This window comes from Maribellus luteus (genome assembly GCF_003576475.1).
Lineage (GTDB): Bacteria > Bacteroidota > Bacteroidia > Bacteroidales > Prolixibacteraceae > Draconibacterium > Draconibacterium luteum.
Window position 1 is genome coordinate 489,376 of record NZ_QWGR01000004.1, and the last position, 14,309, is coordinate 503,684.

A 14,309-nucleotide genomic window follows, 5' to 3' on the forward strand; every position below is an offset into this window, starting at 1 on the left:
GCAGAGTGCCGGTAGGTTTAACGTTCGTGATTATGATCAGAATATTTAAAAACCGAAGAAGCAGCAGGCCGGTTTGGCAGATCACACTGGCTGTTCTTATGATTTTGATGAGTATCTATTTCATCAAAAACGAGCATCTTGAGCTTGCCCAAATCCGATCGACACTGCAAAACGCCAACTCATTTTACATTTTTCTGGGGCTGATCGTTACGGTACTGTATGTTTTGCTCCAGGCATTTATGTATGTGTTTAGTTTCAGGGCAGCGGGAGTAAAAGCCAGTTTAAGCGACACTTTGCCTTTGTTTCTGAAGCGAACCCTGATCAGTATTTTCCTGCCCGCCGGGGGAGTTTCGTCGCTGGTATTTTTTACGCGGCCGCTGTCTGCCAGGGGAATCAGTAATTCCGATATTCATTATGGCTCTTACATTTACGGGCTGTGCGGATTTCTTTCGGTGGTTGTGGTTGCCTTTCCGCTGCTGATTATACTGCTCTTGCGCAACAAACTTACTTCGGTAGAATTGATTCCTTTCATCGTACTGATTGTGCTGATTGCCTTGATTTTATTGCTTGTCTGGTCGTTTGCGAAACGCGGTTTTGTTTACAGACTGGTGCAGCGCTTCAATCCGCAGGCGCTGTTAACTCTTGAGAATGTTTTTTCAACGAACCTTCACAACCGGGCGTTTATTTTTGCGTTGCTGATTTCAGTGTTCATTGAGCTGGTTGGGGTAAGTCATGTTTACATTTCCATGTTGGCACTGGGTTTTAAGCCTACTTTGTTTACTGCTTTCATGGCCTACATTGTGATGGTAATGTTGCTGATTGTTTCGCCTTTTTTGCGCGGCATCGGGGCCATCGAAGTTTCCATGACCTATGTTTTTATCCAGAGCGGAATAGCTGCACCACAGGCTGCCGCCATAACGCTTGTGTTCCGCTTCTTCGAATTTTGGCTGCCTTTGATCGCTGGTGCGGGCAGTTTTCTGTTTTCAAGAAAAAACATCCTGTTGCGTGTTATTCCGGTGTTTATCATCTTTGTTGCGGGGCTGATTAACATTGTTTCTGCCATTTCGCCCACCTTGCCCGAGCGGATTGTGATCCTCGAAAAACTACTTCCCAGGCTGGCTGTTACGATTTCGAACTTCGCCGTATTTTTTATTGGCTTGCTGTTAATCGCTCTTTCGGTTTATCTTTTGAAAGGCGTGAAGCGCGCCTGGAGAATCTCCCTTTTGTTATTAACGCTTTCCGCGATTGGCCATCTTACCAAGGGAATTGATTACGAAGAAGCCCTGGTTTCTCTGTTGGCCATTGCCAGTTTGTTGTATACTTACCGCCTGTACAATGTGCGTTCTTTGCCTTTTTACCTTCAAAACTGGTGGAAGATATGGCTGGCTGCTTTTGTGGCGCTGATGGTAAGTACGGTGGGGGGAACTTATTTCCTGGAAAAAGTACACATGGGGGTGGATTACAGTTTTATCCATTCGGTAAAAGCTTCGTTTCGTTTGATTTTCCTGTTCGACAACTCTGCGTATTTGCCACAGTCAAGCTTCGGGCAGCACTTTGTTTTACTGGCTCATCTTTTTAGTGGCGGGTTGTTGATTTCTGCCATTGTGCTTTCGCTGCGTCCGATTTTTGTAAGCGACCACACTGATCTGGAAAATGACAGAAACCACGCACGTTTGCTGGTGCAGGATTACGGGAAGTCGGCACTCGATTATTTCAAATATTACCCCGACAAGCTTTTCTTTTTTAATGAAAATGGTTTTCTGGCCTATAAAATTCAGGGCAGTTATGCAGTTGTTCTCGAATTACCGGTTTGTGCCGATGAGGAAACCGCGCTATCCTTGCTCCGGGAATTTGAGCGCTATTGTTACGGGAACGGCTTGAAAACCTTTTATTACCGTGTCCCGGAATCTTCCATCGGTATTTTTCGTCAGCTAAAAAAGAACGTATTGTTTATCGGGCAGGAAGCCATTCTGAACCTGGAAAGTTTTTCGTTGAGCGGCTCAAAAATGCACCCGCTGCGAAATGCGATTAATAAAGCTAAAAATGCAGGCTTTACGTTTCATGTGTACGAGCCTGAAATAAAAGACGGGGTGATCCAGAAGCTGCAGCAGGTATCGGACGCCTGGCTGAACAAACCGGGTAAGCACGAAATGGTTTTTTCGCAGGGAATGTTTCTTCCCGAGTTGCTCAAAAAAACGACTGTGATGACCATTGAGAATCCGGAAGAAAAAGTGGTTGCTTTTCTGAACCTGGTGCCCGATTTTGTGAAAGGAGAAGGAACTTACGACCTGATTCGGATTACCGACGATGCTCCCACCGGGATCATTTATTTTCTGTTAACTGAAATGTTTGCCTGGTTCAAAAGCAAAGGGATTACGCATGTAAACCTTGGTCTGGTGGCTTTTGCCGGGATTGAGAATCCTAAAACAATGGCTGAACGATCGATGAAAATAGCGCTGGAAAGATTAAAGCCGCTTCAGCATTTTAAAGGACAATTTCAGTTTAAAGACAAGTTCAACCCCGACTGGGAGAAGAAGTACCTGGTATACGGTAACGATTACGATCTTGTGCAGTTTCCGGTGATTCTGAAAGGGGTTTCAAAACCATAATCTACTAATCGTTAACGTTCAATTTGCATTGGACCCGATCAAGGGAGACAAGAGTTGGAAAAGGGCTAAATTCTTGTATTTTTACCCGAAATTTGGCAGGTGAAAAAACTTCTTTCCATACTCTTTTTCAGCAGCTTTTCGTTCAGGCTCTTCGCACAAAACGAGGTAGGCCCTGATGGTGACAAGCTTGTGTATATTTTTCTGGTACTGGTTGCGTTGATAGCCGGTTTTATTTTTACCGGAAGATCGTCGCGCAAAACAAAGGATGGCGGAGGTAAACCGCTGTTTGGTAATGGAGGGGTACGGATTGAACTCGGGAAAAGTGCTATTTATTACCCGGACAGGCTAACGCTTACGGTAAAAAACACCGGGAAAACAGATATCGATCTTGCCAGGCCTTTGCTGGTGTTCGATAATTTCTGGATAAAACGAAAATTCAGGCTCAAGGGAAGCAATAATTACGTGTTTTATCCGCTTTACCTGGAAAAAGGAAAAACGCACACACTTGAAATCGATTTACGGCGTTTTTACGGGCACGACGATCGCCTGAAAAAGTTTCCAAAAGCAAAGATCTACCTCGAGGATGTAAAAGGGAAGAAGCTGGGAAGCAGGGCAGTTTTTTTGCGGAAAACAGCGTTTAAATTTTAAATGAGAAACTGGAAATTCAACCATATAGATTTTTCAACTTATCCGGGTTATGATGGAAATGACCTGGGAGTGTTTTGGTCACCCGAGAAAACCGTGATCAAAATATGGGTACCTACTGCCCAGGTGGTTGAGTTGCGTTTGTACAAGGACGGACTGACCGGAGAAGCCTTTCATAAAACCAATTTGCAGAAATCGGGAAACGGAACCTGGTCGACGGTTTTGAACGGCGATTACGAAGGCAAATACTACACTTTCAAAGTTAACGACGGCGAATGGCTCAACGAAGTGCCGGGAATGTACGCCCGTTGTGTGGGTGCCAATGGCCTGCGCGGGCAGATTTATAATCCGAATTCGACCAATCCCGAAGGGTGGGCGGTGGATCGCGGACCGCGTTACCATAGTTTTACCGAGGCGGTTATCTACGAACTTCATGTGCGCGATTTTTCTATTTCTGAAAACTCGGGCATTGAAAGCAAGGGAAAGTTTCTGGGGTTTACCGAAGAAGGAACCACGTCTCCGCAGGGGCAGAAAACGGGTGTTGACCACTTGCAGGAACTGGGTATTACGCATGTTCACCTGCTTCCGGTAAACGATTTTGCAACCGTTGACGAAGAAAAACCGCTTGAGAAATACAACTGGGGTTACGATCCGCAGCATTTTTGTGCGCTGGAGGGTTCGTATGCCAGCGATCCGTACGATGGAACCAGGCGAATCAGGGAATTTAAGAAATTGGTAAAAACATTGCACGACAAGGGAATTGGCGTTATTCTGGATGTGGTGTTTAACCATACTTTCTATACCAAGGAGTCGGTGTTCAACCAAATGGTGCCCGGCTATTTTTACCGCCAGAAACCCGATGGAACTTTTGCCAATGCTACGGGATGCGGGAATGAAATTGCCTCGGAGCGTTTCATGGCCCGGAAATACATCGTGGATGCGCTGACGTTTTGGGTGGAAGAATACCACATCGACGGTTTTCGTTTCGACCTGATGGGTGTTTTGGACCTGGAAACGATGAAAACCATCCGGGAGGAGATGTCGAAGCTGGATCGTGGTTTGTTTCTTTACGGCGAAGGCTGGGCTGCCGACCAAAGTCCGATGCCGGAGGAGCAGCGTGCTGTTAAGCAAAACACGCATAAATTGCCCGGGATCGCCAGTTTTAATGACGATTTCAGGGACGGGTTGAAAGGAAATCACGGCGATAAAAAATCAAAAGGATTTGTAAGTGGCCTTAACCTGCGGGAAGAAACCATCAAGTTTGGGATTGCCGCTGCTGTTGACCATCCGCAGATCAATTTTGGCTACATCGAGTCCATCAAAAGAGCCTGGGCTGCAGAGCCGGATCAATGCATCAACTATGTTTCGTGTCACGATAATTACACGCTTTGGGACAAACTGAAACAAAGCCTGCCCAAAGCCCCGGATGAAGAATTGCGGAAGCGGGTAAAACTAGCCGGTGCGTTGGTGCTTACCTCGCAGGGAGTTCCTTTTTTGCATGCCGGCGTTGAGTTTTGCCGCAGCAAAAACGGGAACGGGAATTCCTATAAATCACCCGATGCTATCAACCAGTTGGATTGGGCACGGAAGAACGATTACATCGATGTTTTCAACTATTTCCGGCAACTGATTCAACTGCGAAAAAATCACCCGGGCTTGCGGATCGCCAATGCTGAAGGCATCCGAAGTCACCTGAATTTTTGCACGCAGTACAAAATAGGTGTGGTGGCTTATTGTATCGAAGGGCAGCAGGTTGGCGACAGCTGGGAGCGGATTATGCTGTTTTTTAACGGCAACGCCGAGCCAGTTGAGATGCCACTACCGGAAGGCAGTTTCAGGGTGGTGGCCAATGATACTGAAATCAACGAAGCAGGAATTGGTGAGCTGGTTTCTGATACGGTTACGGTTCAGCCTGTTTCTATGCTTATCCTTACTTTGGTGAAATAAAAATCCCATTCACCACGAAAGTGAACGGGATCTTGTTCTTATCTTAAAAATATGTCAAAGGTTTACTTGTGTATTATTGAAAAGAATGCGTTGGTGCATGAGTAAGTACTCTTTCCTTTAATCCAGCTATTTGTGTAACCACCCCGGGCGGTTGGTTGTAATGTCATTAATTGATTTTAAATCTAAATGAACAACGACATTGTCACAACAATGTATTAACGAACGGTATTTTTCAAAATAGAAATGTGCTGTTTGTGAAATGTTTCCTATCCGTCAAGTCATTTTTCCCGCAAATCATTCTTTTGAAGTTGGCTTCCAAAGTATAAAAACAGAAACGGAACCAACTAAGAAGAATAGAGAGGCCGCCCTGGAAATATCGGGCAGCCTCTCTGTTTATCCGGCAATTTGTTAATTAGCCTTTACAAGTTTAATATTATCAAGGAACCAGCGGTTGGCTGTAGATACCTGCCATTGAGTGGCACGGATCGTAATCTTGGTGTCATTGCTGATTGTAAGACCTGTGAGCTCTACTTCGGCTCTGACCCACTCAAGTACATGACCCGTCTCGAAACCCGATTCGGGGATATCGAATGTTACTTCCTCGCTTCCATTGGTAACGATGACGACCAGGTTGACAGGGTCTATTTTGCCCGATCCCTGACGCATTGGACACCAGTCGAACGACAGCACGGTTGTTGCACCAGCAGGAATGTCTTCAATTGTTGGAAGAATGATCCCGGCCTGATAGCCCGTTTTACCGAACTTGAGGTAATTGTTCTGAAGATAGATACACTCGCCCGCTTCCGTAGTGCTGGGTGTAACACGCAGGAATTGATAACCTTCCTGGAGAAGCGCATCATTGGCTGTAATACCGTCAACAACTGTAGCCGAAGACGATATCTGAGGGGCGGTTGAGCCGAGGTTGTCCGTCTCGACTGTCCGGCCGGCTGCACTTGCTTCGGCCCACGGGTTCAGCCACTCAAAATCCTCAGCAAAATAGATGATTTCCACCACGCCGAGGTCTTCAATGGCAGTAGCGTTTAGCTTAATAACAGGAGCGGCCACACCGGCAAAATAGCCGGTAGCTTTTACTTTATGTCCATTCAGCGGAGCAAGGTCAAAATTTTCCGGAGCATCTGTTATTGCAACAGAATAGTTAGCACCTTCCACTGTTACGTTATTGCCATTCAATATGCCGCTGACCGTAACAAAAGTTCTCGAAGTGGAGGTGTAGGTATCCAGCTTGTCAGTAATATCTTCCACGGCAGGATAGGTTACCGTACCACCTGTAGAGTTAACGTTCGCTTCGTCGCATTCTACGTATGGAAGCGAATGAGTATCGTAGAGCTTTGTCCCTTTTACCGAAACGTTGTCGCCAACGCTTACAGCAGAGGAGCTTTGCATAAAGATATTCACCGTTCCATCGCTAACAATGAAGCCTTTTGTTGTGACTGCTGTTACGATGACCTGCGGCACGATAACGACCGTTTCGTTTTCCAATTCTGCCAATTCTGCCAGCGTATATTCCTCACAGTCGCGATATTTGTCGCCACCCTGAGAAATTATCACTTCGGCCCGGCTTGCCAGTGTGCCGCCCTTGAATACAAGCGCAGCTTTGCGGGGATTGTCAACAGCGCCACCGCGGATATTTTCAGTTACATTAATTGTAACATCCATGGTTCCTGTGCCGGAAGCGGGCGTGACTGTTACCCATTCGGGAACTTCCGTAATCCAGTCGGCATCAGCATAAATGGTGATGATTTTTTCGGATGTTCCGGTCGCTTCAAAATTTAGCGTACCGGCACTCGCCAAAACAGCTTTGGACAGTCCGCTCTCTTCATCGTTGCAGCCCTGTAAGAGGCTTGCAAACACCAGCAGGATAGAGAAGATGATATAATTTGTACGTTTCATGATTTTGCAATTTTTTATCAATTACCATTTTTCAGTTAAAAAGAGAGTCCGTCATTCCAACCCGGGTTCTGCGTAAGATTGTGGTTGAGCGAACGCTCGTTAATCGGAATCGGGTAGAGATAATCGCGCCCCTCGTCAAAAGCAGTGCGCTCGATATTTTTATGATAGTAAATGTAACCTTTATTGCCTCCTGAAAGGATGATTTCGTTTCCTATCTCATACGCGACTCCGGAAGTAACGTCTGGTTTAGGTGTTCCATTGGCATAAAGTGTAACATCTGCCTGTCCGTCACCACTCAGGTCGTATGCTCCGGGACCGGGGAAATACATGCCATAAGTAGACTGGTCGATGCAATAACCGGCTTTCCAGCGTACCAGGTCGTCGAAGCGGAATCCTTCCTGATTCAGTTCAATGCCCCTTTCACGGCGGATTTCCAGGATGACGCCTTTGTTTGCGCCTGTAACGTTCGGGTAGCCTGTTTCTGCGTCAGAAAGGTATCTGTCGGGATTGGCGTTGGCGGCGTTCATGTCAAGGTTTGGCATTCCGGCACGCTGACGGATCAGATTGACAGATTCATCCAGATCGGCCTGGATCAAGGTTCCAAGTTCTGCCTTTGCTTCGGCATAATTGAGGAGCACCTCGGCATAGCGATATACCGGCAAGTCGCAAGTAGAACGGTCGTTACGATCTACGTTGCCACCCGATGCTTTCGGGTCCTGTACAAACTTAATGGGCTGGTAGCCGGTAACGCTTATTGAAAGGTCGGGCGCCAGCACTGTTGTTTGCCCAATGCGTGTATAGCCCGGCGTACGGATGCTTTGGGCCAAGCGGGGATCGCGGTCTGTCGTTTCGTCGATGAACGACATCTCCTGCCAGCCCGACTGATTGGTGAATGCTGTACCGTCTTTTTTCAGATAAGTATTCACCATCTTGCGGGTCAGTCCCGGTCGTCCCTGTGTTGGTACCAGCGTGTGCGCTGTAGCATTGTGGTAGATGTTAAGTCCGTAGTCGAATTTGATAGCGAGAATATACTCGTTCGGATCAGCATTTTCTTGTGCAAAAAGCGTCAGATAGTCGCTTTCCGGATGATTGGTGCTGTACAGACTGTATACGCCTTCGTTCATTAAGTTCTTCGCCGCTGTTGCCGCTTGTTCCAGATAATATTTGTAGTCGTGTCCTTCCAGATTGAGAGAGTGATATTTCCGGTAAGTACCTTCGTACAGGCAAAACTGAGCTTTCAGCGCCATGGCTGCATATTTGTTGACACGATAAGGACTGCTTGTTTCCTTTGCCTTGTCGGGAAGATTGGCAATGGCGTAATCAATGTCCTCAATCATTTTGGTCATAACAAATTCGCGCGAATCGCGGGCTTTGTAGAGTTCTTCATCTGCCGAACCCAGTTCAGCTTCGTACCACGGCACATCGCCGAAGCGTTTTATCTTCTCGAAATAGAAAAAAGCACGGAAGAACCGGGTTAGTGCGGTATATTTAATAACAGCATCCTCGTCCTTGCATTGATCGGCATAGGCAATCAATGTGTTCATTCTGCGCAAGTCTGTCCACGACCATCCTCCACCCGAAGCGGGAACGGTACGCTTGGTACCTCCCAGCATTATGTCCGACAGGTTTTGGCAAACATAAAGGTCGCTCTGCAAATCGTAGGGCGATTTGTCCAGCAGGTTATTGTAGAAAGGGTTGCTGAAGAGCTGAAGATCTGTTTCCGTCTGGAAATAATCCGCCTGAGAAATCTGGCTCAATGGCTTCAGGTCAAGAAGATCATTACAAGCCGAAAGCCCCATAAGCAATGTCATGGCTACTATAGTAAAACGTTTTATCTTAATCATAGCTTAATCGTGTTAAAAAGTAATATCTACACCAAACATAATGGTCTTTTGCCAGGGATAGAAGGCGTTGTTGGAAGCGCCGCTTCTGTCGATGGCCCCTTCGGGATCAAGGTATTTCGTGCGTTTCTTAAGGGGTGACCAATAGCAAAGGTTTTCACCCGAAAAATAGAAACGAAGTGCATCAATGCCTACTTTATTCGTCAAAACTGACGGAATAGTGTAACCGATGGTTAGATTTTTTAAACGCAGATAGCGCAGGTTCTGGAGATAACGGTCGTTGACCTTGCTCAAAGGACCAGAGGTGGCTGAATAGGCCATCGGTCGCGTAAAGTATGCATCCCGGTTATCTTCTGCCCAAACATCTTTCAGGAAATCTTTCTGCAAATAAGTGAGATAAGGATACGAATAAGGTCCCCAGAATGGCATTGACTGTCCGGTAGGATACCAGTAATGGTTTCCGGTGCCCTGGAAGAATACGGATGCATCGAAACCATACCAGCGAATGCTTGTATTAATCCCGTAAGAAAAACTAGGAAGCGAGTTGCCCAAAATCTTACGGTCGCCCGGATCGTTAACACTGTTGCTGCCGATACCCAGTTTTTTATCCCCGTCAAGATCTAAAAACTTAAGGTCGCCTGCCTGCCAACCGCCGGTAATCCGGTTGTTGATATAGCTCAAATCAACCTCTTGTGCATATGCCTGCGCTTCTTCGGTGCTCTGATACAGTCCATCGGTAACGAAGCCCCAGATTTCTCCAAGGCGCATACCTTCGTAGTAGCTCTTGGCAAAAGTTTTGTCGGCGTTATCGTATTTAGTGATGGTACTCTTGTAGTTGCTAACATTCACCCCAATGCTATACTCGAGGGGTTTGTTTACCAGGGTTAGCTGGTCCCTCCACGAAGCAGATAATTCGTACCCTTTTGTACGCAAGTCGGCCGTATTCATTTTCGGAACAGAAGCACCGTACACTGCGGGCAGTTCAATACCGTCGGTCAACATGTTTTTGGTATCGCGAATATAGACGTCGGCCGTAAAGTTCAGGCGGTTATTGGCCATAGTGAGATCGAAGCCAAGGTCCCATTGCGCTGCCGTTTCCCAGGTAAGGTCGGAGGCCACAGGGGAGCCCAGCGACGAATATTTGCCCATAGTGCTGCCTTCGTTGAATGAATATCCTGCGAAGTCGTTGATGGAAACCAGGCGCAAATAGGCATAATAGGAAGAAACATTCTGATTACCCAGGCTTCCGAAAGAGGCTCTTAGCTTCAGGTTGTCGATGGTACCTCTGGCCGATTCAAAGAAAGACTCTTCCGAAATGCGCCAGCCTGCCGATGCCGAAGGGAACCATCCCCAGCGACTGTCAGCTTCAAAACGTGATGTTCCGTCGTAACGACCACTGACCTCGAGGAGATAACGGCCTTTGTAATCGTAGTTAACACGAGCGAAAACGCCGGCTAAAGCGTATTCATTCTGCCCGCCTCCTACACCAGTGATGGTTTGACCTTCCGAATTTTGACCCACGAGGTCTAAGTCATCCAACGTTGATGAAGAAAGATATTCACCGTATGCGGAAAGATTTTTCAGTTTCAGGGTTTCGTAGTTGAACCCAACAACACCCGACAGATTATGCTCGCCAAAGGTTTGGGTATAATTGGCAAATACGTTGGTTGAGTAGTAATTGCGCGTATTAACCGATTCGTCGAGCCGGTTGGCACCGGCGCCGGTTGCATACGAGCCAAGAGGCGCATCCGGATATTCCCGGTAAAAAATGTTGTTGGAACGGCTTGTGTTACGTGTCTGATACTGACGGTAAGTAAAGTCGGCCGTAATTTTCAATGGTTTTATCGGATTGAGGACAAGACGGGTAGTGTTAGATAAATCAGATGCCCTGTTTACGTTCCGGTGCGACCCTTCGCCAAGAATAATGTGGCGGCCGTTACCTACTTTATAGTTCAGGTATGGGGTACTGTAAAGCCACGACCCGTCAGGGTTTTGCATCGGAAAATTTGCAAGTGCATGCCTTGCACCGTAAGCAAGCGTATTCTCTACGCTGCCATCTCCCTGGAAGGTATATTGCGAAGCGAAGAACGAGGTATTGTTTGTCATCGTCGCCCACTTGTTGATCCGGAAGTCGATCTTTGAACGCAAATTGTATTTATTGAAAATATCAGGATGAACTTTCAGGATGCCTTCCTGGCGATCATACGCACCCGATACAAGATACTTGACGTCCTTTGTTCCGCCACTGATGGATATATTGTGTTGTTGCACCGGGCGGCTATCCCGATATTGCATGTGCCACCAGTCGTAGTTACCGTAATAAACCCACTGATTCCGTCCGTTTCTCACTTCTTCGACTACCCAGGGACGATCAGGATTTTCTGTTTTGTCATTTACACGGGCCAATAGCTGCTGCATATCGCGGTCGGTATAGTTGACGTAGAGCGTTCCCGAGTCGGCTTTCCAAAACTTGTTGATGGTATATACCGACCAATATCCGGTAGTTTCATAATCGGTAGAAGTTGTCGGGCTTTCCCATCCATAGCGGCCACTGTAACGAACGGTCGCTTTATTGTCTTGTGCTGATCCCGATTTTGTTGTAACCAGGATAACCCCAAAAGCTGCACGCGCGCCGTAAACAGCAGCAGCTGATGCATCTTTGATAACCGAAATTGATTCTACGTCGTTTGGGTTAACGCGGTTCAGGTCGCCCACTGCACCGTCGATCAGTACCAGGGGCGAAGCGCCGTTAATGGAAGTTACACCACGGATATTGATGTTGGGCGAACTGCCGGGTACGCCCGAAGAAGTAGTGATGTTAAGTCCCGATACAGAGCCTTGCAGCATATTCGTCAGCGAATGGGATACACGGTTTTCAAGCCCTTTGCTTTCTACCGTTGACACGGCGCCGGTCAGGTTAACCTTTTTCTGTGTTCCATAACCGATAACCACCGTTTCATTCATTAAAATGACGTCTTCCTGCATGTAAACGTTGATGTCTTTTTGATCCGGGGCAACATTGACTTTTTGAGTCAGGTAGCCCACATAAGAGATATTTAAAACGACAGCCTCTGATGGAACCAGAAGACTGAAAGATCCATCTGCAGCAGTAACCGTACCTTGAGTGGTGCCACTGAGTTGAATGGTTACTCCTACAAGAGCTTCTTGCTGGGTATCAAAAACTTTTCCCGATACCGTTCTATTTTGGGCGGAAAGAACCGAAAAGCCCTCCACCACAAATAGTATTAGCAACAAAATAAGAGATTTGAACGCTTTCATTGATTCATAGGTATTTAAATTAGAATAATTTTTATTTAGTCTTATAAGCATCCGTAGAGAAGACTTTGGGGCGTTGCATATTTTCCGTCCAGATGTGCCCAAATTCATCTTTAACGGTAATGGTCAGGTCAGTATCTGCATTATCGGCTTTTACCTTGAAGAAGTGGGTGAACTTATCGGTAATAAAACTGGGAGTAGACGTAAGACTAGCCGAATTGAAGCGCTTCACGGACAGGGCGGCAATGTGCAACGGGTCGTATGCCCATACTTTTTCAGGAGTCAGGCTCTTTCCGGATTCGTCAGTTACGGTCAGCGTCCAGCGCGGATTCCAGTTCCAGATGTTTATCAGCACCTCGTTGTCGTTGTTGGCCGGGTAGGCATCAACATACTGCATATACTTATTCTTAACCGAAGTGGGAACCGAGGATGGCATCAGCGGAACATCTGCCAGCGAAAAGTTTACGTTGTTCAGGTCGTAGCTCCGGAATTGGTAATCCTCCGGCCATCCGGTGGCCTTGTAAACATATTGCAAATCTTTCCCCGAAACATCCCAAATCGAATACCCGCCCGGTGTACCGTCAGGACTGATGTGAACACCCGGCGTTAAGTTACCCGACCACCACCAGGAGGCGCAAACAGCTCCGGCGTTGTGTTCATAGAAATCATTTCCGCCTGTAATGGCATCCTGGGGCGTAACATTGAAAGTCTTGTGTGTATGCCCTGTCACAAAATGCACTTTATAGCCATCCAGAATGTTGAATAGTTGTTCGGTGCTGGTTATGTCGTGGTCTATCTTAAATTCGGCAGTTTCCGAAGGTAAATACACTTGTGCGTGCATCGCAACAACCAAAGGCGTTGATTTGTCGACATAAGCGAGGTCTTTTTCAAGCCAGCTCAACTGTTCTGCAGAAGTCAGTTTTTTGTAATTGCGGGAAGTTGTTCCGTCATACTCACTGCAATCGATGTCGTCCATGACTACATAATGCACCTCACCTATATTAAACGAGTAATAGGTAGGGGCAATGTGGTTCATGTATTTGAGTTCCGCAGTAAAATCGGAAGTCGCCTGATAATCGTAGTCGTGATTGCCGATGGTATGGAATATCTGCAAGTTTTTAACCTGACTGTTTATGGTGTTCAGGTATTCGGGTAAGCCAAAATTATTTGAATACCAGTACAAATCCCAGGTCATGTCGCCCAGGGCGATTGCATACATTTTTTCAGAAGCGTGGGCGTTCATGTAAGTATTCAGGTCGGTGGTAAAATCCGAAAACTGGCTAAGGTCGTTTGTTCGGGCGGCAAGGTGCATGTCGCCAAGCATGAATACTTTGTACGCATCCTGTCCTTCAACCTTCTGAAGCGTAAAATCTACCCGTTCAACGGTGTTGGCATTGGCTTTTAATTTTTGAAAGAACTGAGGAAGAACTCCCAAAGAAGGCGCCTCGTAATTGCCCGGAACAGAAATAAAAACATAGTTTCTTTTCTTCGCCGACTTGAGTTGATAGATGCCTTGTTCATCTGTGGTGGTCACTTCGACCCCGTCTGAAACCACGACGCCTTTTAAGCCGCCCTCTGCCGATTTAACGAGGCCATATACCGTAGTGCCTTCGTCGGGCGTAAACAAAAAATCAACAATATTGACGTATATCTTCCCAACGGGCTTCTTTCGTACATCCCGTTTAACCGAAACATTGTAATCGCCGGTTTTACATTCATTGGAAATCTGCACTGTGAATCCTGTGGACGAAACAGCGGTGATTGGGCAAACGTAAGATATGCCACCCGACTCCAGAATGAATAAATCGGACGTTTTTAGTCCGCCTCCGTCTTGCGCCGTAAAAACATATTCTCCGCCCTTGGTTACCTCAATTGTGGAGGGGAGACTAATCTGTATATTGAAATCATCTACAGGTTCTTCGTTCTCGTCCCCGCTCTCGCAGCCATAAAGCGATGAAATTACAGCGAAAACTAAATACAATAAAATTTTACTGTATTCCAGGTTACTTTTTATTTTTCTCATTCGTTTAAAATGTATCTATTCTTATTCGGTCAGTAATTTCTATAAATGTTGCGGACA

Annotated in this window: 7 protein-coding genes; 3 read left to right on the forward strand and 4 right to left on the reverse strand. The window is 46.5% G+C overall.

Annotated elements, in window-relative coordinates:
- The first annotated feature begins 32 nt into the window (after positions 1-32).
- From D1614_RS10145 to pulA, 3 genes are all read left to right on the forward strand, one after another.
- Positions 33-2,609 carry a phosphatidylglycerol lysyltransferase domain-containing protein gene (locus tag D1614_RS10145; protein ID WP_119437795.1) on the forward strand — a complete coding sequence of 859 codons (2,577 nt, stop codon included), beginning with the start codon at positions 33-35 and terminating at the stop codon, positions 2,607-2,609.
- A gap of 99 nt (positions 2,610-2,708) precedes the next feature.
- A complete protein-coding gene (locus D1614_RS10150) occupies positions 2,709-3,257 on the forward strand; it encodes a hypothetical protein (RefSeq protein WP_119437796.1) in 549 nt (182 codons plus the stop codon).
- Positions 3,258-5,201: a type I pullulanase gene (pulA, locus tag D1614_RS10155; protein WP_119437797.1), complete on the forward strand. Its 1,944-nt coding sequence runs from the start codon at positions 3,258-3,260 to the stop codon at positions 5,199-5,201.
- Between the two features lie 408 nt (positions 5,202-5,609).
- Here the strand turns inward: pulA and D1614_RS10160 are convergent, their stop codons facing one another.
- The 4 genes from D1614_RS10160 to D1614_RS10175 are packed head-to-tail and all read right to left on the reverse strand — an operon-like array spanning position 5,610 to position 14,252.
- Entirely contained in the window at positions 5,610-7,112 is a 1,503-nt protein-coding gene (locus D1614_RS10160; RefSeq protein ID WP_119437798.1) for a BACON domain-containing protein, read from the reverse strand.
- Positions 7,113-7,147: 35 nt separating this feature from the next.
- Positions 7,148-8,956: a RagB/SusD family nutrient uptake outer membrane protein gene (locus D1614_RS10165; protein ID WP_119437799.1), complete on the reverse strand. Its 1,809-nt coding sequence runs from the start codon at positions 8,954-8,956 to the stop codon at positions 7,148-7,150.
- 12 nt (positions 8,957-8,968) lie between these two features.
- On the reverse strand, positions 8,969-12,208 hold the full coding sequence (locus tag D1614_RS10170; RefSeq protein ID WP_206609971.1) for a SusC/RagA family TonB-linked outer membrane protein: 3,240 nt from the start codon (positions 12,206-12,208) through the stop codon (positions 8,969-8,971).
- 55 nt (positions 12,209-12,263) lie between these two features.
- On the reverse strand, positions 12,264-14,252 hold the full coding sequence (locus D1614_RS10175; protein WP_119437801.1) for a calcineurin-like phosphoesterase C-terminal domain-containing protein: 1,989 nt from the start codon (positions 14,250-14,252) through the stop codon (positions 12,264-12,266).
- Between the last annotated feature and the right edge of the window lie 57 nt (positions 14,253-14,309).